We start from the raw sequence: 16,464 nt of genomic DNA, 5'->3' as shown, positions 1-16,464 counted from the left end.
CGGGATAGCAACGTGAGGCCGATCGAGACGCGATATGCCCTCAGCGGCGACGTGCGGATCGCCTATCAGGTGGTCGGCCAGGGATCGTTCGACCTGGTTTTCGTGCCCGGCTTCATCTCCAATCTCGACCTGCATTGGGAAGACGAGGGCTACGCCAGGCTCTTGAAACGGCTCTCGGCGTTCTCGCGGCTGATCCTGTTCGACAAGCGCGGCACCGGCCTGTCCGACCGCGTCGACCCACGCCACCTGCCGAGCCTCGAAACCCGCATGGACGATGTGCGCGCGGTGATGGATGCCACCGGCAGCGGCCGCGCGGCCTTGCTCGGCGCTTCGGAAGGCGCGCCGATGGCAATGTTGTTTGCCGCCACCTATCCGGAACGGACACGAGCGCTGGCGCTCTATGGCGGTTATGCGCATTTCCACAAATGGGTGATGTCGCCGGATCGCCTCGAGGCCTTCATCGCGACGGCCGGCACGGAATGGGGCACGGGCGCCACACTGCCCAACTTCGCTCCCGGCCGGGTAGATGATGCGCATTTCACCCAGTGGTGGGCCCGCTTCGAGCGGCTGTCGGCCAGTCCGACGGCAGCGGCCGCTCTTGCCCGGATGAATGCCGGGATCGACGTGCGCGGCGTGCTTTCGGCGATCGGCGCACCGACCCTGCTCATCCATCGCCGCAACGACGCGCGGGTCGACCCCGACGCCAGCCGCTTTCTGGCGAAAAACATCTCGAATGCGCGACTGGTCGAGGTCCCCGGGCGCGACCACCCGATCTGGACCGGCGATGTCGACCGGGTGGCCGACCTGATCGAGGAATTCCTGACCGGCGAGCGTGCCGTGGCCGAAGCGGAGCGCGTGCTTGCCGCTCTTCTGGCGACACGCATCTACGACACGGCGCGGGTTGGCGACCGCATGTGGAGCGAACGCAGCGAGCGCTTCCAGGAGAGCTGGCGGCAGCTGGTCGGCCGTCATGGCGGACGCGTCGCCGGCATCCATGGCGAATTGATGATCTCGCGCTTCGACGGGCCGGCGCGGGCCATACGCTGCGCGGCGGCACTGCGCGATGCGGCGCAACATATGGGCATTGCAAGCGCCCAGGGCGCCCATGTCGGCGAGGTCGAAATGCGCGGGCCGCCGGTGGGGCTGATGGCACGGGTGACGATGCAGATCGCCGCCCATGCCGGGCGCGGCGATATTCTGGCGTCGCGGCTGGCCGCCGACCTGGCGGCGGGGTCCGGCCTGCATTTCATCGATGCCGGGCGTGTCACGGTGGATGAGCTGGACGAGCCGCTGGCGCTGGTCCAGGCGACGTCGGAACAGCACCTGGAGCCGGCCTGCCGCTCCAAGGCGAAACCCGCCGAGCCGGCTCAACTGACGGCGCGCGAAAGCGAGGTGGTGATCCTGATCGCCGACGGCAAGAGCAATGCCGCGATCGCCGCCGAGCTGAGGCTCAGCGAGCATACGGTCAAGCGTCATGTCGCCAACATATTGCTGAAGCTCGATTTGCCCTCACGGGCGGCGGCAGCGGCATTTTCCGCCAGGCAGGCTGGCCCGGACGGGCCATAGGGACCATGGCGCTTTCGGGCGAAGCGGCCAGGTGGGGTCGAGGCGTACCAATTCTCTCCATGCAGGCCAGGCGGATGTCGCCGGGAAAGGCACTGCGGATGGAGGATGCAATGCTGAAGTCAAACAGGTCGATCAAATCGTTGGTGATAGCGGCAGGCGTTGGCGCGCTGTTCACGATCGCTCCCGCCAGGGCCGAGGATGCCTCGGCGGCGGCGGCCTACAAGGACATCGAGGCGACGCTCGGCTCGGTGCCGGACATGTTCAAGACGCTGCCCGATGTCGCGGTTGCCGGCGCCTGGGCCGAGATCAAGGGCGTGCAGCTCAACCCCAAGACCGCGCTCGACGGCAAGACCAAGGAACTGCTGGGGCTGGCCGTCGCCTCGCAGATCCCCTGCCAGTACTGCATCTATTTCCACACCGAGGCCGCCAAGCTCAATGGCGCGACCGACGAGGAGATCAAGGAGGCGATCGCGATGGCGGCCATCGTGCGCCACTGGTCGACGATGCTCAACGGCAGCCAGGTCGATTTCGCGACCTTCAAACAACAGACCGACGGCGTGTTCGCAGCCGTCAAAGCCAAGTCGCAGTGAAAGAAAATGCCGGGCGGTGCGCCGGGCATTGCTTGTGATCATTCAACCGCCCGATCAACGGGCCATGGAGGAGAAGATGCTGACCAAGACGCAGAGCGTGGACGGCGCGGCGATCAAGAAAGCGATCGAAGGACGGGACGGCAGGATGCTCGCTAGCTTCTATGCCGACGACGCACTGGTGCGGGTGATCGACCGCAACAATCCGCCGAGCAAGCCGCGCGAGATCCGCGGCCGGGCGGCGATCAGCACCTTCTGGGACGACATCTGCAGCCGGGCGATGACCCACAAGGTCGACACCACCATCGCCGATGGCGACAATCTCGCCTTCACCCAGGCCTGCGCCTATCCGGACGGAACGAAAGTGTTCTGCGCGGCGATGCTGGAGCTGAAGAATGGGCGGATTGCACGACAGACCGTCGTGCAGGCCTGGGACGAGTAGTTCCACCGCGGAAAGATCAACCGCGGTTTGGGCCGCAAAACTGGAGGAGACAAAAATGTTCAGCGCCAGATGGCAGATCGACGCCAAGTTCGGGCACAAGCAGACCGTGCTCGACCTGTTGAAGAAATGGGAACGCGAGATCGGCTCTCAGGTCGGCATTGCCGATCTCGAGTTCCAGATCATGACCGGTTCGATCGGAGCTCGGGAAGCGACGGTCGAATCGCATCATCAGGTCGAAAGCCTTGCCCAGCTGGAGGGTTTCTTCGCGAGGATCGGCAAGATCGACGCCCACGCCAAATGGGGCAAGGAGATGGAGCCCTACGTCGTGTCGGGCACCAGCATTTGGAACATCTACCGCATCGTGGAGTAGCGGTGGCGGGTGCATCGGTTTTCGGCCATCAGTTGCGGCGGCCGAAACTCGTCCGCTGCCCCGAGAACCGCCCTTCCCTGGCCAATCCGGCAGCCGCGACACGTGCCGGCTGATTGGGCAATGTGGCCTGCTTGGCCAGGGCCGCCGCTATCAAGGCGTCGGCCTGGCGCGCGCGCTGGTCCGCGCCGGCATCTCCGGCAGGGTTGCCCGCCACGGCGGAGGTCGACATCCGCCGGCGGGGTTTGAAAGCAAGATAGAGAAGCAACGCGCCGAGCAGTCCAGCCCCAATGACGATCGTCAAACGCGTGCCGGTCATGCCGGTGCGTTCGATCTGGGTGGGGTTGGCGGGGTTCTGGACGACGGTGAGCTTGTCGCCGACCTGCGGTTCGCGGGCACCGTTCTTGTTCAGCTCCATCGTGGCCTCGACGGCGTCGGCGCCGGTGCCGACGCGCAAGGTGCCGGTGAATTTCTGGGTCACCTTCCACTCTTTGTCAGCATGAACCGTCTTGAACGCATCCACCAGTTCGCACGGGATCGTGGCGGTGCTGACGGTCTTGTAGACAATCTTGTGGGCGGTCGATTCCATGTCGCATTCGACATTGACCGCGAGGATTTCAGCAGGCGCCTCGGGCCAGCCGCTCTTCTTGATCATGTCCTTGCCGCCGAACACAGCGATCAGCAGACAGAAGCCGCCAATGAGTACCAGCTTGATCTTGGTCGTGTTCATGCGCAAACCCCTCGCCGCGCGGTTTCCCGGCAAGAGGCTGCTCGTTCAGGTTGAATATTCAGTAAATCGTGAACTCCCGCCGTACCGCAAAAGTAACTCTCGCTTAATGTACAGAAAACGGGTTGGCGAATATCTTAGAGATAGTGGCGGCCTCTACCCATGCGCCACCATCACATGACGAACGGCGGTATAATCCTCCAGCGCATAGAGAGACATGTCCTTGCCGTAGCCAGACTGCTTCAGCCCGCCATGCGGCATCTCGTTGGTCAGCATGAAATGGGTGTTGATCCAGGTGCAGCCATATTGCAGACGGGCGGCCGTCGCCATGGCGCGCGAGACGTTCTTGGTCCACACCGAGGATGCCAGGCCGTAGTCGCTGTCATTGGCCCAGTTCACGGCTTCATCGACTTCGGAGAAGCGGGTGATGGAGACGACCGGACCGAACACTTCGCGGCGCACGATCTCGTCTTCCTGCAGCGCGCCGGCAACCACCGTCGGCTGGTAATAGAAGCCGGAGCCTTCGCCGGGCTTGCCGCCGGTGGTGATCTCGATGTGCTTCAGTTCCGAAGCGCGCTCGACGAAGCTCGACACGCGATCGCGCTGGCGGCGCGAGATCAGCGGCCCGATCTCGTTTTCGGTGTCATCGGGCTGGTTGTATTTGATGGTCGAGACGGCAGATGAGAGATCGGCGACGAGCTTGTCGTAGATCTTCTTGCCGGCATAGATGCGGCAGGCGGCTGTACAATCCTGCCCGGCATTGTAGTAGCCGAAAGCGCGCAGGCCGTTGACCACGGCGCCAAGGTCGGCGTCGTCGAAAACGATGACCGGCGCCTTGCCGCCGAGTTCCAGATGCGTGCGCTTGACCGACTTGGCGGCGGCCTGCAGCACCTTCTTGCCCGTGGCGACGTCGCCGGTGATCGAAATCATGTTGACCTTGGCGTGATTAATCAGCGTGTTGCCGACGCTGTCGCCGCGGCCGAGCACGACATTGACGACGCCCTCGGGCAGAACCTCGGCCAGGATCCTGGCCAGCTTCAGCGCCGTCAGCGGCGTCTGCTCCGACGGCTTGAAGACGACGGTGTTGCCGCCGGCAATGGCCGGCGCCAGCTTCCAGGCCATCATCATCAGTGGATAGTTCCACGGCGCGATGGAAGCGACAATGCCGATCGGATCGCGCCGCACCATCGAGGTGTGGCCGGGAATGTATTCGCCGGCGACCACGCCCGGCATCGAACGCACAGCGCCGGCAAAGAAACGATAGCAGTCGACGATCGCCGGGATCTCGTCATTGAGCACGGCGTTGATCGGCTTGCCGCAATTCAGCGCCTCGAGCGCCGCGAACTCCCGCGCGTTGGCCTCGATGCGGTCGGCGATCTTGAGGAGATAGCCGGAGCGCTGCGCCGGCGTTGTGCGTGACCACAAGACGAATGCTCGCCCGGCGGCAGTAACAGCCGCCTCGATCTGCGCCTGGCTTGCTTCAGGCAGGTTGAGAATGGTCGCCCCGGTCTTTGGATTCAGAATCGGCTCCTCGGTCTCGGTGCCGTTCTCGAACTTCGAGCCGATCAGCATCTGGGTGTCCATGCAGGTTGTCCTCGGTCAGGAGCGAGTAGCGAATAGCGAGTAGCGAATAGGGCTGGTCGTGCAATCTCCCCTATTCGCTATTCGCTACTCCCTATTCGCTGTTCTTCATTTGCCCGAACCGGCGATCTGGTCGCCGTCGCGGGTCAGGTAATAGGCGGCAAGGATGGGCAGCAGCGTCACCAGCACCACGACCATGGCGACGACATTGGTGACCGGACGCTGGCGTGGGCGGATCAGCTCTTCCAGCATCCAGATCGGCACGGTCTGCTGCTGGCCGGCGGTGAAGGTGGTGACGATGACCTCGTCGAAGGAGAGCGCGAAGGCGAGCATCCCCCCGGCAAGCAGAGCGGTGGCGATGTTGGGCAGCACGACGTGCCGGAAGGTCTGGAAGCCGTCGGCGCCGAGATCCATCGAGGCCTCGATCATTGAGCCGGAAGTGCGGCGGAAACGGGCGACCGCATTGTTGTAGACGACGACAACGCAGAAGGTGGCGTGGCCGAGCACGATCGTCCAGAACGAGAACGGGATGTCGGCTAGCGAGAAGGCCGAGCGCAACGCGATGCCGGTGATGATGCCGGGCAGCGCGATCGGCAGGATGACGAGCAGCGAGATCGTCTCGCGGCCGAAGAATTTCGTCCGTGACACGGCGGCGGCGCACAGCGTGCCCAGTATCAAGGCAATCGCGGTCGAGATGGCGGCGACACGGACCGAAAGCGACAGCGCCTGCCAGACATCCGGCCGGTTCCAGGTGACGGCGAACCATTGTGTGGTCAGCCCCGGCGGCGGCCAGACGAAGCTCTTCTCTTCCGTGGTGAAGGCGTAGACGAAGATCAACAAGATCGGCAGATGCAGGAACAGCAGGCCGCAGGCGGCAGCGATCTTGAGGCCGAGCGGAGCGGATTGCGAACCGTCAGAGCGCATCGAAGGCCCCCATGCGCTTGGCGCCCCAGAGATAGAAACCCATGATGACGATGGGCACGACGGTGAAGGCTGCGGCGAGCGGGATGTTGCCGGCTGTGCCTTGCTGCGAATAGACGGCCTGCCCGATGAACAGCCGCGATGTGCCGATGATCTGTGGGATGATGTAGTCGCCCAGCGTCAGCGAGAAGGTGAAGATCGAGCCGGCGACGATGCCGGGCAGCGCCAGCGGGAACAGCACGTTGCGGAAGGTCTGGCCCGGCGATGCGCCGAGATCGGAGGACGCCTCGACCAGATTGCCGGGCACGCGCTCCAATGCCGCCTGCACCGGCAGGATCATGAACGGCAGCCAGACATAGACGAAAGCGATGAAGGTGCCGGTGGCGGAGACCGACAAAGAGTTGCCGCCGACGACCGGCAGCGACAGCCAGCCATCGAGCACCCAGAGCAGATGCAATTTGGCGAGCAACCAGGTCAGAATGCCTTCCTTGGCGAGGATCAGCTTCCAGGCGTAGATCTTGACGAGGTAACTCGACCATAGCGGCAGCATGACGCCGAGATAGAACAGCGCCTTCCAGCGGCCGCGGGCATAGCGCGCCGCATAGGCGATCGGGAAGGCGATGACGGCCGAGGCCAGCGTGACCAGCACCGCCATCGTCACCGTGCGCAGGATGATGTCGAGATTGGCGGGCTGGAACAGGTCGCCATAGGTCTTCAGCGTGAATTCGTGGTTGATGAGGCCGGAGAACTCGTCGATCGAAAAAAAGCTCTGCGCCAGAAGTGCGAACAACGAGCCGATATAGACAACGCCGAGCCATAGAACCGGCGGCAGCAGCATGAGGAACAGCAGCAGTTGCGGCTTGCGCCAGAAAAGGTCCGACAGTGCGCCGCGCATGCCACCGCTGCCGGGCAGGATGGCGGGGGCGGAGGTTGAGTTGAGCGCGGCGATGGTCATGGGGCGACCGCGTGCTGAAGGAACCCTGAGAAGCCGCGTTCCTTCACACCCCCCTCTGTCCTGCCGGACATCTCCCCCTCAATGGGGGAGATCAGCAGTTTCGCTGCCTCGCCAAATCCCCAACGTTGAAGATTGGCGAAACCGGGAGGAACAGCCAATCTCCCCGCTTGAGGGGGAGATGTCCGGCAGGACAGAGGGGGGTGCTTGGCGCAAACCTCAATCATGCCGGCTCGTCCATCAAATGCAAATGCTCGCGGTTGAACGTCAGCACCACCGCTTCGCCTTCCGCCGGCAGTTTCGTGCCGGCCGGCACGATGGCGTGCAGCCTCAACCCGTCGGCGTCGAGCGCCAGCTTGGTCGTAGCGCCGAGATAGTTGGTTCCGACCAGGCGCGCGGCGACGCCCTCGCCTTTGGCGGCGCGGCCGATGCGGATGGATTCGGGACGCAGGCTGCCCCAGCGGTGCTGGCCGGAATAGCGCTGGACGAAGTCCGGCGGCAGTACGTTGGAGGAGCCGACGAAATCGGCGACGAAGCGGGTCTTCGGCCGCTGGTAGATGTCTTCCGGCGTGCCGATCTGCATGATCTTGCCGTCATTGAAGACGGCGACGCGGTCGGCCATCGACAGCGCTTCGCCCTGGTCGTGGGTGACGAAGACGAAGGTGATGCCGAGCGCCTTCTGCAGCGACTTCAGCTCTTCCTGCATGTTCTCGCGCAGTTTGAGATCGAGCGCGCCGAGCGGCTCGTCGAGCAGAAGCACCTTGGGCTGGTTGACCAGCGCACGGGCCAGCGCCACGCGCTGGCGCTGGCCGCCGGAGAGCTGGCCGGGACGGCGGGCGCCATAGCCTGGAAGCCGCACCAATGACAGCGCCTCTTCCGCCGCCTTCTGCCGCTGCGGCTTGGCGACGCCCTTGACCATCAGCCCGTAGGCGACATTGTCCAGCACGTTCAGATGCGGGAACAGCGCGTAGTCCTGGAACACGGTGTTGACGTTGCGACGATAGGGCGGCATGCCCTCGGCGCGGTCGCCGAAGATCGAGATCGAGCCCGAGGTCGGCTGCTCGAAGCCGGCGATGAGGCGCAGGCAGGTCGTCTTGCCGGACCCCGACGGACCGAGCATGGCGAAGAACTCGCCCGGCACGATATCGAGATCGACCGCATCGACGGCGCGCACGCTGCCGAAATGGCGAGAGACTTTCTGGAAGGAAACGGCCGATGTCATGGGCTGTCCGTCTGTTGCCGGTTTGTGTTCGTCGAAATAGCTCTTGCCGCCACCAATCAGGCCAGCGGGCACGGCACTTCACCTCCCCCTCGATGGGGGAGGTCGCGGCGAAGCCGCGGGTGGGGTGACTAGCACCGGACGTCAGCGTTGCCCCCACCCCGACGCTGCGCGTCGACCTTCCCCACAAGGGGGAGGGTTAAGGGAGCTCACCGCCCGCCGATGACGCCAATATAGTCGGACACCCAGCGGTAGTAAGGCACGCACTGGTCGTTCTGGGTTGCGCACTTGGAGACCGGGGTCTTCCAGAACTTGATCTTGTCGAAGTTCTCGTAGCCGTTGGTCTTGCAGCCTTCCTCGCCGAGCAGCTCGTTGCCCTTGCAGGCAGCGGGCACCACGGGGAGCGAGCCGAACCAGGCCGAGACATCGCCCTGGACCTTGGGCGACAGCGAATGCTCAAGCCACATATAGGCGCAGTTGGGATGCGCGGCGTCGGCCTCCATCATGGTGGTGTCGGCCCAGCCGGTGACGCCTTCTTCCGGCACGGTCGAGGCGACCGGCTTCTTGGCGGCAACCAGCGTGTTGACCTGGTAAGGCCACGAACCGGAAGCGACGACGCCTTCGTTCTGGAAATCGTCGACCTGGATGGCGGCGTCATGCCAGTAGCGGCCGACCAGCGTCCGCTGAACACGCAGCAGCTCGAGCGCTGCCTTGTACTGGTCTTCGTTCAATTCGTACGGGTCCTTAATGCCGAGTTCCGGCTTGTGGAACATCAAATAGTTGGCGGCGTCGGCGATGTGGATCGGGCCGTCATAGGCCTGGACGCGGCCCTTGTTGGACTTGCCGTCCGGCAGGTTCATTTCCTCGAAGACGACGTTCCAGCTCTTGGGCGCTTCCTTGAAGACATCGGTGTTGTACATCAGGATGTTCGGGCCCCACTGATAGGGAACGCCGTAATGCACCTTGTCGACGGTGAACCAGGGCGCATCCTTCAGACGATCGTCTACCGCCTTCCAGCTCGGGATGAGATCGGTGTTGATCGGCTGCACGCGCTTGCCGGCAACGAGGCGCAGCGATGCGTCACCCGAAGCGGTGACTAGATCGAACCCACCCTCATTCATCAGCGAGACCATCTCGTCGGAGGTGTTCGCGGTCTTGACGTTGACCTTGCAGCCGCTCTCCTTCTCGAAGGAGGTCACCCAGTCATAGCCCTTGTCGGTTTCGCCGCGCTCGATGTACCCCGGCCAGGCAACGATGCTGACCTCCCCTTCGCCCTTGCCAAGTTCCTTGACCTGGGCGACGGCCTGACCGGAAAAGGTCAGCGCGACCGTCAAGGCGGTGCACGTCTTCAGGAATGAATTCATCGTCAATCTCCCATTTTGGCGCCTGACTGCGAAGCGAGTCGCCGCCGCGGTCAGCCGCAGGCTGAAAAGCGTCAGTTCATCCGATGGCACGTTGCCGCTCTGATGGCGGCTTTCGTCCCTGACATGAAAAGTGCTCGGAAAATTCCGGTTTCGCAAATTCATTTATCAGAAACGCGATATCGGTTTTTCCGATAGATAACCACGCACCCTATCAACGCTGCTGGCGTACCATACGCTGCGACTGGGCAAGGCCGATGAAGTCGCGCGACGCCTGCGGCAGACCGGAGCCGCGGCGCCAGACCATGCCGACCTGGACGACCGGCAGGGAACCCGAAATGTCGCGCGATTCGATGCGGTCGCCTTCCAGCGACCACGGCCGGTAGACTAGGTCGGGCAGCAACGCCACGCCCGCACCTGTGGCGACGAGGCTGCGAACGGCTTCGACCGAGCGGGTGCGAAAGGCGACATGCGGCCTGGCGCCGATCGCCGCCAGAAGCTTGCCGGTGTTCTCCTCGATCTCGTCGACGGTCAGCATGATCAGCGGCTCGCCGGCAATGTCGCCTATGCCGATAATGTCGGCGCTGGCCAGCTTGTGGCCGAGCGGGACCCACAGCCGGTAGGCCGAGACCTCGAGGATTTCCGACTGCAGAGCGGTGCGGTCGCGCAAATTGGAGGTGACCATGACGGCAATGTCGAGCTTGCCGCCGATCAGCAGATGTTCGAGATAGTCGCCATTGTCCTCGATGGCCGAGACATCGACGCCGGGATAGGCGCGGCGGTAGCGCGCCAGCAGATCGGACAGCACATAGCCCGCGACCAGCGAGGTGACGCCGAGCTGCAGCCGCCCGCCGGCCACCACCTGGTCGTCGGAAAAAGCGCGGCGCGCGTCGGAGACGTCGGCCAGGATCTTGGTCGCATGGCGCAGGAACTGGTGGCCTTTGTGGGTAATGTTGAGGCCACGCGGATGGCGCTCGAACAATTCGACGCCGAGATCGCTCTCCAGCTCCTTGATCGCCTCGGTGACCGAGGATTGCGAGATGGAGAGGTTTTGTGCGGCGCCCGACACCGTGCCTTGCTCGGCGACGGCAATGAAGAACTGCAGCTGGCGGATGGTGAAAGCCATGGCCGGACTAAACACCGGCGCGCCGGGGAAGGAAAGCCGAAGGCGGAGCTTATACCCATACGGCTTGAGGCGCCTCCTGGTCAGCCGAACCCGAGGCGCCGCCGGCAGGCAGGACCGTAGCGAAGCGCGAGCATGAACGCCGTCTCCAGCGCCAGGACGATGACGATGATGCGAAAGCCGATGGCATAGGAATCCCGGCCGCTGCCGCGCATAAGGTAGCCGGTGACGAGGAAGCCGGTGTTCCATAGCGTGGCGCCGAGCAGCGTCGCCGCCGCGAAGGGCAAGAGTGGAAGACGGAGCGCGCCGGCCGCGATCGGCAGATAGTTGCGAACCGTCGGGATGAACTGCGCCAGCAAGGAGACCCGGACATGATGGCGGCGGTAGGCCTGACCAAGCTTGCTGTAGGTCGCATAGCGCAAGCAGACATATTTGCCGAAACGCTCGACCAGCCTGTCGGCACGATCCAATCCAATCCTACGGCCCACACTATACCAGACAAGGCAGCCTGTGATGGCGGACAGCGTCGTCACCAGAAGCAGGATCGCCAGCGCCAGGAGATCGGAGGCTGCCGTCATGCCGAGGAACAGCAGCAGCACATGCGAGGGCGGCAGCGGCAGGATCTTTTCAGTGAAGGCGAGACAGCCGACACCAAGCAGGCCGAAGCCCAGGATCGCCGACAGTGGATCAGTCATGCGAAGCGCCAGTCATAGGTTTTGAGGTTCTTGATCCTGGACACCTTATACACCGTCATACACCGTCGCCGGCGGAAAGTTGCGGAATGTCCGGCCAAGCCGGGTCCGCTTCCAGGTCGGAGCGCGCAAGCGTCCAGGAAAGACAAGGCATCGTTTGCAGCATGGTGGCCTCATTGCTGATGCGGGCGATTCGCCCGGCCCGCATTTCGACGAGGCGCTGTTTGCGGCTGCCAAGTTGCATGGACATTGCGAAGAGCGGGATGATTGAAAAACAATTTTTCACCAGAACGACATCTTATGCGGCCGGCGACGCGGCGCGCATGATGCACAACATCGCCTTCGTGGTATCGGGTGGCGGCATGGGCCGGGATCGCGGCGCGCCAGTCGCTGGTGTTTGGCTAGGCCGCAGCGATGCTGAGGCGCGCTCCAGCCTCGGCAAGTGCCGAGGCAATGTCGCGCGGCGGCGGCTGGTCGGTGGCGAGTTCGGAAAAACCGTCGAAGCCGCAGACCTGGACCAGACCCTGGCGACCGAACTTGGTGTGGTCGGTGATGACCAGCGAGCGCTGGCCGCGCGACAGCACCATGCGGGCGAACTCCGCCTCTTCCAGATCGTAGTCGGCAAGGCCTGCGGCGGCATCGACGGCGCCGATCGAAATCACCGCATGGCTGACCGAGAAGCGGCTGACGAAATCGATCGCCGAGGCGCCGAAGGCGGCCCCGGAATCGCTGCGCAATTCGCCCCCGGCCATATAGACCTTGTTGCCGTTGACGGTGGCCAGCGTGCGGGCGATATCGGACGAGTTGGTGACGACCGTCAGCCGCCGGTGGCCGAGCAGTTCGCGGGCCAGGAACGAGGTCGTGGTGCCGGTGTCCAGCATGACCGATTCACCGTCGCGAATGGTGGCAGCGACCATGCGGGCGATCAGCCGCTTGGCCTCGGCATTGTCGCGCATGCGCCGCTCGAAGGGCGCTTCGCCGGCCATCGACGGCAGGCCGATGGCGCCATGCATCTTGAGCACCGAGCCATTGCCGGTCAGTGGCTTGACATCCCGGCGCACCGTTTCAAGCGAAACCCCCAGCCGGTCGGCGAGGCTGGCAATGGTGACGGTGCCCTCTTCCTTGAGGAGGCGGAGGATTTCGCCATGCCGTTTCGAATGGATCATCTGGCTTCCTCAATTTGCGGCCTGCCCGGTTTTAGGGCAATGCCGCCGTTTTTAAAGGAATTGCTCGTGGTTTCGGGCAAAACACCCAAAAAAAGTCACAACATTTCATTGACAGTTAGGTAGCACTGGCGTGACATTGACCGCGTGACAGCTTCGGAACTGCCACGGGAGGGTGATGGCAGAGCCGCAATTCACGGACCGGACCGTCTGGCCAGACCGTCTGGGTTTGAACTGGCACAAAAGTTTCTCAAATCCGCGGGGGCGGAGACCGGGTATCAAAACCTGGCCAGAGGGGCTCGTCGGTGCGGCGCGGGATAGGAGTTCCTGCGTCCCGCACCGACGAGATTTTTTGCGTTTCCCAACGCTCGTTGCGCGGCGCATGGCGCCCAGGAAAGCTCCGCAAAAGTCAGGGATGGCCCCGTGACTGCTGAAGACCGCATCCGGGCCTTGCCTTGCTGGAATGGCAGCATCGACATTGCGCCGCTGCCGGGCGGCCTCAGCAACGCCAACTATCTGGTCAAGGACGCGGCCGGTCGGCATGTCGTCCGCTTCGGCCAGGACTATCCATTTCACCACGTCTTTCGCGACCGCGAGGTGATGACGGCCCGCGCGGCGCACGCCGCAGGCTTCGCGCCGGCGGTCCACCATTCCGAACCCGGCATCATGGTCACGGAATTTCTCGGCGCGAAAACCTATGTTGCCGAGGACGTGCGCGCCAATATCGGCCGCGTCGCGGCCTTTATGCGCGGGTTCCATCGCGAGATGCCCAATCACATCTCCGGCGCCGGCTTCATGTTCTGGGTCTTCCATGTCATCCGCGACTATGCGCGAACGCTGAGCGAAGGCGGCAGCCGCAAGCGCGACGAGCTGCCCAGGCTGCTGGCTCTGGCCGACGAGTTGGAGCGGGCCCAGAAACTGCTGCCGATCGTCTTCGGCCACAATGATCTTTTGCCGGCAAATATTCTCGACGATGGCGACAGGTTGTGGCTCATCGATTTCGAATATGCCGGTTTCAACACCGCGATGTTCGATCTTGCCGGCGTTGCCTCCAACGCCGAGATGAGCGACGCGGAGTCCTTCACTTTCCTCACGGCGTATTTCATGCGCGAGCCGGATGAGGCGATCCGCCGCTCGCACGCGGCCATGCAATGCGCCTCGCTGCTGCGCGAGGCGATGTGGAGCATGGTTTCCGAACTTTACCTAGACGCGCCCGGCATCGACTACGTCGCCTACACCGCAGAGAACCTGACGCGGCTTGACGCGGCGCTGGACAATTACCGCACGAAATACGGGACACAGTCATGAGCTTGCCCACACATGCCGGCATCGTCGTCATCGGCGGCGGCATTATCGGCTGTTCGACGGCCTACCACCTGGCGCGCGACCACAAGGCCGATGTCGTGCTGCTGGAACAGGGCAAGCTGACCTCGGGTTCGACCTGGCACGCGGCCGGGCTGGTCGGCCAGCTGCGCTCGTCCGCCTCGATCACCCGCGTGCTCAAATATTCGGTCGAGCTCTACAAGGGGCTGGAAGCCGAAACCGGGCTCGCTACCGGCTGGAAGATGACCGGGTGCCTCAGGCTTGCGACCAATGCCGACCGCTGGACCGAATATAAACGGCTGGCGACGACGGCCAGGAGCTTCGGCATGGACATGCAGTTGCTGTCGCCGGGGGAGGTCAAAAAGATGTGGCCGCTGCTGGAGACCGGCGACCTCGTCGGCGCCTCCTGGCTGCCGACCGATGGGCAGGCCAGCCCCTCCGACATCACGCAGTCGCTGGCCAAGGGCGCGCGCATGCATGGCGCCAAGCTGTTCGAGGACGTCCGCGTTACCGGCTTTGACATGACGGACGGGCACATCACCGCGGTGAAGACCAACAAGGGCGACATTGCTTGCGACAAGGTGGTGAACTGCGCCGGGCAATGGTCACGCCAGGTCGGCGCGATGGCCGGCATTTGCGTGCCGCTGCAACCGGTCAAGCACCAGTACATCATCACCGAGAAGATCGACGGGCTGGCGACCGACGCGCCGACAATCCGCGATCCCGACCGCCGCACCTATTTCAAGGAAGAGGTCGGCGGGCTGGTGATGGGCGGCTATGAGCCGAACCCGCAGGCCTGGACGACCGGCCTGCCGGGCGGCGATGTCCCCGTTGACTGGGAGTTCCGGCTGTTCGACGACGACTACGATCATTTCGAGCAGCATATGAGCCAGGCGATCGCGCGCGTGCCGGCGCTGGAGACGGTCGGCGTCAAGCAGATGATCAACGGGCCGGAGAGTTTTACGCCGGACGGCAATTTCATCCTCGGTGTCGCGCCCGAATGCGCCAACATGTTCGTCGGCGCCGGCTTCAACGCCTTCGGCATCGCTTCCGGCGGCGGCGCCGGCTGGGTGCTGGCGCAATGGGTTGTCGATGGTGAAGCGCCGCTCGACCTTTGGGTGGTCGACATCAGGCGCTTTTCCGGCCTGCATCGCGATCGGCAATGGGTCAGCGATCGCACGCTGGAAGCCTATGGCAAGCATTACACGATCGGCTTTCCACATGAGGAGTATTTGTCGGGCCGGCCGCGCATCGTCTCGCCGCTCTATGACCGGCTGAAAGAGCACCGCGCGGTGTTCGGCTCCAAGCTCGGCTGGGAACGGCCGAACTGGTTCGCACCGCAGGGCACCAAGCCCGAAGACGTCTATTCGATGGGCCGGCAGAACTGGTTCTCAGCCGTCGGCGACGAGCACCGGCATGTGCGCGAAAAGGTCGGCATCTTCGACCAGTCGTCCTTCGCCAAATACGAAATGACGGGTTCGGATGCGGCTAAGGCGCTGGACTGGATCTGCGCCAACGATGTCGCCAAGCCGGTGGGACGGCTGACCTACACGCAGCTTCTCAACACGCGCGGCGGCATCGAGGCCGATTTGACGGTGGCCAGGCTCGCCGAAGACAAATTCTACATCGTCACCGGCACCGGCTTCCGCACGCATGATCTCTCCTGGATCGGCGACCATGTCGGCAAGGGCCTCGACGTGACGTTGAAAGATGTCACCGAGGATTTCGGCACGCTGTCGCTGATGGGACCGCGCGCCCGCGATGTGCTTTCGGCCGTCACCGACGCGGATGTCTCAAATGCCGCCTTCCCATTCGGCCATGTCAGCGAGATCGCTATTGCCGGTCACACGGTGCGGGCGCTGCGCGTCACCTATGTCGGCGAGCTCGGCTGGGAATTGCATGTGCCAATCGCCGCCACCGGCGAAATCTTCGACACGCTGATGGCGGCAGGCAAGCCGCACGGCATCCGGCCGATCGGCTATCGGGCGCTGGAATCACTTCGGCTGGAGAAAGGCTACCGCGCCTGGGGCTCCGACATCACCCCCAACGACACGCCTCAGGAGGCCGGCCTCGGCTGGGCGGTGAAGCTGAGGAAGAACACCGATTTCGTCGGCCGGCGGGCGCTCGAAAAGATCAGCGGCGCCGACCTGAAGAAACGCTTTGCCGGCTTCACGGTCGACGATCCCGATATCGTGCTGGTCGGGCGCGAGACGATTTTGCGCAATGGCGAACCGGTCGGCTATCTCACCAGCGGCGGTTATGGCTACACGCTGGCTAAGAACATCGGCTATGGCTATGTCCGCAACGCCGATGGCGTCAGCGACGATTTTCTCAGCTCAGGCGACTATGAGCTGGTGGTGGCGATGGAACGGACGCCGGCCAAGATCCATCTCGAGCCGATGTACGATCCGGCGATGAGCAAGATCAAAGCGTAGACGAA

The 16,464-nt window shown here is 63.7% G+C and carries 16 protein-coding genes; 6 read left to right on the top strand and 10 right to left on the bottom strand.

All coding sequences use genetic code 11. From position 1 onward, the window contains the following. The first annotated feature begins 12 nt into the window (after positions 1-12). The 4 genes from NKJ76_RS09190 (at position 13) to NKJ76_RS09175 (ending at position 2,965) form a co-directional block, all read left to right on the top strand. On the top strand, positions 13-1,566 hold the full coding sequence (locus NKJ76_RS09190; RefSeq protein WP_352537270.1) for an alpha/beta fold hydrolase: 1,554 nt from the start codon (positions 13-15) through the stop codon (positions 1,564-1,566). A gap of 110 nt (positions 1,567-1,676) precedes the next feature. Next, the gene (locus NKJ76_RS09185) at positions 1,677-2,156 is read left to right on the top strand and encodes a carboxymuconolactone decarboxylase family protein (protein ID WP_023688798.1); all 480 of its coding nucleotides are present in this window, start codon (positions 1,677-1,679) and stop codon (positions 2,154-2,156) included. A gap of 76 nt (positions 2,157-2,232) precedes the next feature. Next, positions 2,233-2,595: a nuclear transport factor 2 family protein gene (locus NKJ76_RS09180; RefSeq protein ID WP_023688799.1), complete on the top strand. Its 363-nt coding sequence runs from the start codon at positions 2,233-2,235 to the stop codon at positions 2,593-2,595. A gap of 55 nt (positions 2,596-2,650) precedes the next feature. Further along, a complete protein-coding gene (locus NKJ76_RS09175) occupies positions 2,651-2,965 on the top strand; it encodes a hypothetical protein (protein WP_352537269.1) in 315 nt (104 codons plus the stop codon). 28 nt (positions 2,966-2,993) lie between these two features. On the opposite strand, the gene NKJ76_RS09170 is transcribed toward NKJ76_RS09175, so the two are convergent. The 10 genes from NKJ76_RS09170 to NKJ76_RS09125 all read right to left on the bottom strand — a co-directional run bounded on the left by NKJ76_RS09170 (position 2,994) and on the right by NKJ76_RS09125 (position 12,704). Then, the gene (locus tag NKJ76_RS09170) at positions 2,994-3,692 is read right to left on the bottom strand and encodes a DUF3592 domain-containing protein (protein WP_023819543.1); all 699 of its coding nucleotides are present in this window, start codon (positions 3,690-3,692) and stop codon (positions 2,994-2,996) included. Between the two features lie 153 nt (positions 3,693-3,845). Then, positions 3,846-5,273 (bottom strand): gamma-aminobutyraldehyde dehydrogenase, encoded by a 1,428-nt coding sequence (locus tag NKJ76_RS09165; RefSeq protein WP_023673417.1) that lies wholly within the window; start codon positions 5,271-5,273, stop codon positions 3,846-3,848. A 105-nt stretch (positions 5,274-5,378) separates the two neighbouring features. Next, entirely contained in the window at positions 5,379-6,194 is an 816-nt protein-coding gene (locus NKJ76_RS09160) for an ABC transporter permease (RefSeq protein WP_023673416.1), read from the bottom strand. Next, entirely contained in the window at positions 6,184-7,146 is a 963-nt protein-coding gene (locus tag NKJ76_RS09155; RefSeq protein WP_352537268.1) for an ABC transporter permease, read from the bottom strand. Before NKJ76_RS09155 ends, NKJ76_RS09160 begins: the two co-directional genes overlap by 11 nt. 220 nt (positions 7,147-7,366) lie before the next feature. After that, positions 7,367-8,365: an ABC transporter ATP-binding protein gene (locus tag NKJ76_RS09150; protein WP_023745236.1), complete on the bottom strand. Its 999-nt coding sequence runs from the start codon at positions 8,363-8,365 to the stop codon at positions 7,367-7,369. Positions 8,366-8,571: 206 nt separating this feature from the next. Next, positions 8,572-9,726 carry an ABC transporter substrate-binding protein gene (locus NKJ76_RS09145; protein WP_023692632.1) on the bottom strand — a complete coding sequence of 385 codons (1,155 nt, stop codon included), beginning with the start codon at positions 9,724-9,726 and terminating at the stop codon, positions 8,572-8,574. A 211-nt stretch (positions 9,727-9,937) separates the two neighbouring features. Further along, the gene (locus tag NKJ76_RS09140) at positions 9,938-10,849 is read right to left on the bottom strand and encodes a LysR family transcriptional regulator (RefSeq protein WP_023673412.1); all 912 of its coding nucleotides are present in this window, start codon (positions 10,847-10,849) and stop codon (positions 9,938-9,940) included. An 80-nt stretch (positions 10,850-10,929) separates the two neighbouring features. Beyond that, positions 10,930-11,541 carry a DedA family protein gene (locus tag NKJ76_RS09135; RefSeq protein WP_023692634.1) on the bottom strand — a complete coding sequence of 204 codons (612 nt, stop codon included), beginning with the start codon at positions 11,539-11,541 and terminating at the stop codon, positions 10,930-10,932. 55 nt (positions 11,542-11,596) lie between these two features. Then, a complete protein-coding gene (locus NKJ76_RS09130) occupies positions 11,597-11,782 on the bottom strand; it encodes a hypothetical protein (RefSeq protein ID WP_156933986.1) in 186 nt (61 codons plus the stop codon). 157 nt (positions 11,783-11,939) lie between these two features. Further along, positions 11,940-12,704, bottom strand: coding sequence for a DeoR/GlpR family DNA-binding transcription regulator (locus NKJ76_RS09125; RefSeq protein ID WP_023685103.1), 765 nt, complete (start codon positions 12,702-12,704; stop codon positions 11,940-11,942). Between the two features lie 420 nt (positions 12,705-13,124). Here NKJ76_RS09125 and NKJ76_RS09120 point away from each other — a divergent pair, with 420 nt between their 5' ends. Beyond that, a complete protein-coding gene (locus tag NKJ76_RS09120) occupies positions 13,125-14,009 on the top strand; it encodes a phosphotransferase (protein ID WP_352537267.1) in 885 nt (294 codons plus the stop codon). Then, entirely contained in the window at positions 14,006-16,459 is a 2,454-nt protein-coding gene (locus NKJ76_RS09115) for a GcvT family protein (RefSeq protein WP_352537266.1), read from the top strand. Before NKJ76_RS09120 ends, NKJ76_RS09115 begins: the two co-directional genes overlap by 4 nt. Positions 16,460-16,464 lie beyond the last annotated feature (5 nt).

It is taken from the genome of Mesorhizobium sp. M0029 (assembly GCF_040323735.1).
Classification (GTDB): Bacteria; Pseudomonadota; Alphaproteobacteria; order Rhizobiales; family Rhizobiaceae; genus Mesorhizobium.
This window is presented reverse-complemented; position numbering and strand designations above follow the sequence as displayed.

Bases quoted from the DNA above. Each gene is read 5' to 3' on its own strand.
- NKJ76_RS09180 (WP_023688799.1), top strand. From the start codon at position 2,233: ATGCTGACCAAGACGCAGAGCGTGGACGGCGCGGCGATCAAGAAAGCG.
- NKJ76_RS09145 (WP_023692632.1), bottom strand. From the start codon at position 9,726: ATGAATTCATTCCTGAAGACGTGCACCGCCTTGACGGTCGCGCTGACC.
- NKJ76_RS09160 (WP_023673416.1), bottom strand. From the start codon at position 6,194: ATGCGCTCTGACGGTTCGCAATCCGCTCCGCTCGGCCTCAAGATCGCT.
- NKJ76_RS09140 (WP_023673412.1), bottom strand. From the start codon at position 10,849: ATGGCTTTCACCATCCGCCAGCTGCAGTTCTTCATTGCCGTCGCCGAG.
- NKJ76_RS09170 (WP_023819543.1), bottom strand. From the start codon at position 3,692: ATGAACACGACCAAGATCAAGCTGGTACTCATTGGCGGCTTCTGTCTG.
- NKJ76_RS09155 (WP_352537268.1), bottom strand. From the start codon at position 7,146: ATGACCATCGCCGCGCTCAACTCAACCTCCGCCCCCGCCATCCTGCCC.
- NKJ76_RS09125 (WP_023685103.1), bottom strand. From the start codon at position 12,704: ATGATCCATTCGAAACGGCATGGCGAAATCCTCCGCCTCCTCAAGGAA.
- NKJ76_RS09175 (WP_352537269.1), top strand. From the start codon at position 2,651: ATGTTCAGCGCCAGATGGCAGATCGACGCCAAGTTCGGGCACAAGCAG.
- NKJ76_RS09130 (WP_156933986.1), bottom strand. From the start codon at position 11,782: ATGCAACTTGGCAGCCGCAAACAGCGCCTCGTCGAAATGCGGGCCGGG.
- NKJ76_RS09165 (WP_023673417.1), bottom strand. From the start codon at position 5,273: ATGGACACCCAGATGCTGATCGGCTCGAAGTTCGAGAACGGCACCGAG.
- NKJ76_RS09115 (WP_352537266.1), top strand. From the start codon at position 14,006: ATGAGCTTGCCCACACATGCCGGCATCGTCGTCATCGGCGGCGGCATT.
- NKJ76_RS09185 (WP_023688798.1), top strand. From the start codon at position 1,677: ATGCTGAAGTCAAACAGGTCGATCAAATCGTTGGTGATAGCGGCAGGC.
- NKJ76_RS09135 (WP_023692634.1), bottom strand. From the start codon at position 11,541: ATGACTGATCCACTGTCGGCGATCCTGGGCTTCGGCCTGCTTGGTGTC.
- NKJ76_RS09150 (WP_023745236.1), bottom strand. From the start codon at position 8,365: ATGACATCGGCCGTTTCCTTCCAGAAAGTCTCTCGCCATTTCGGCAGC.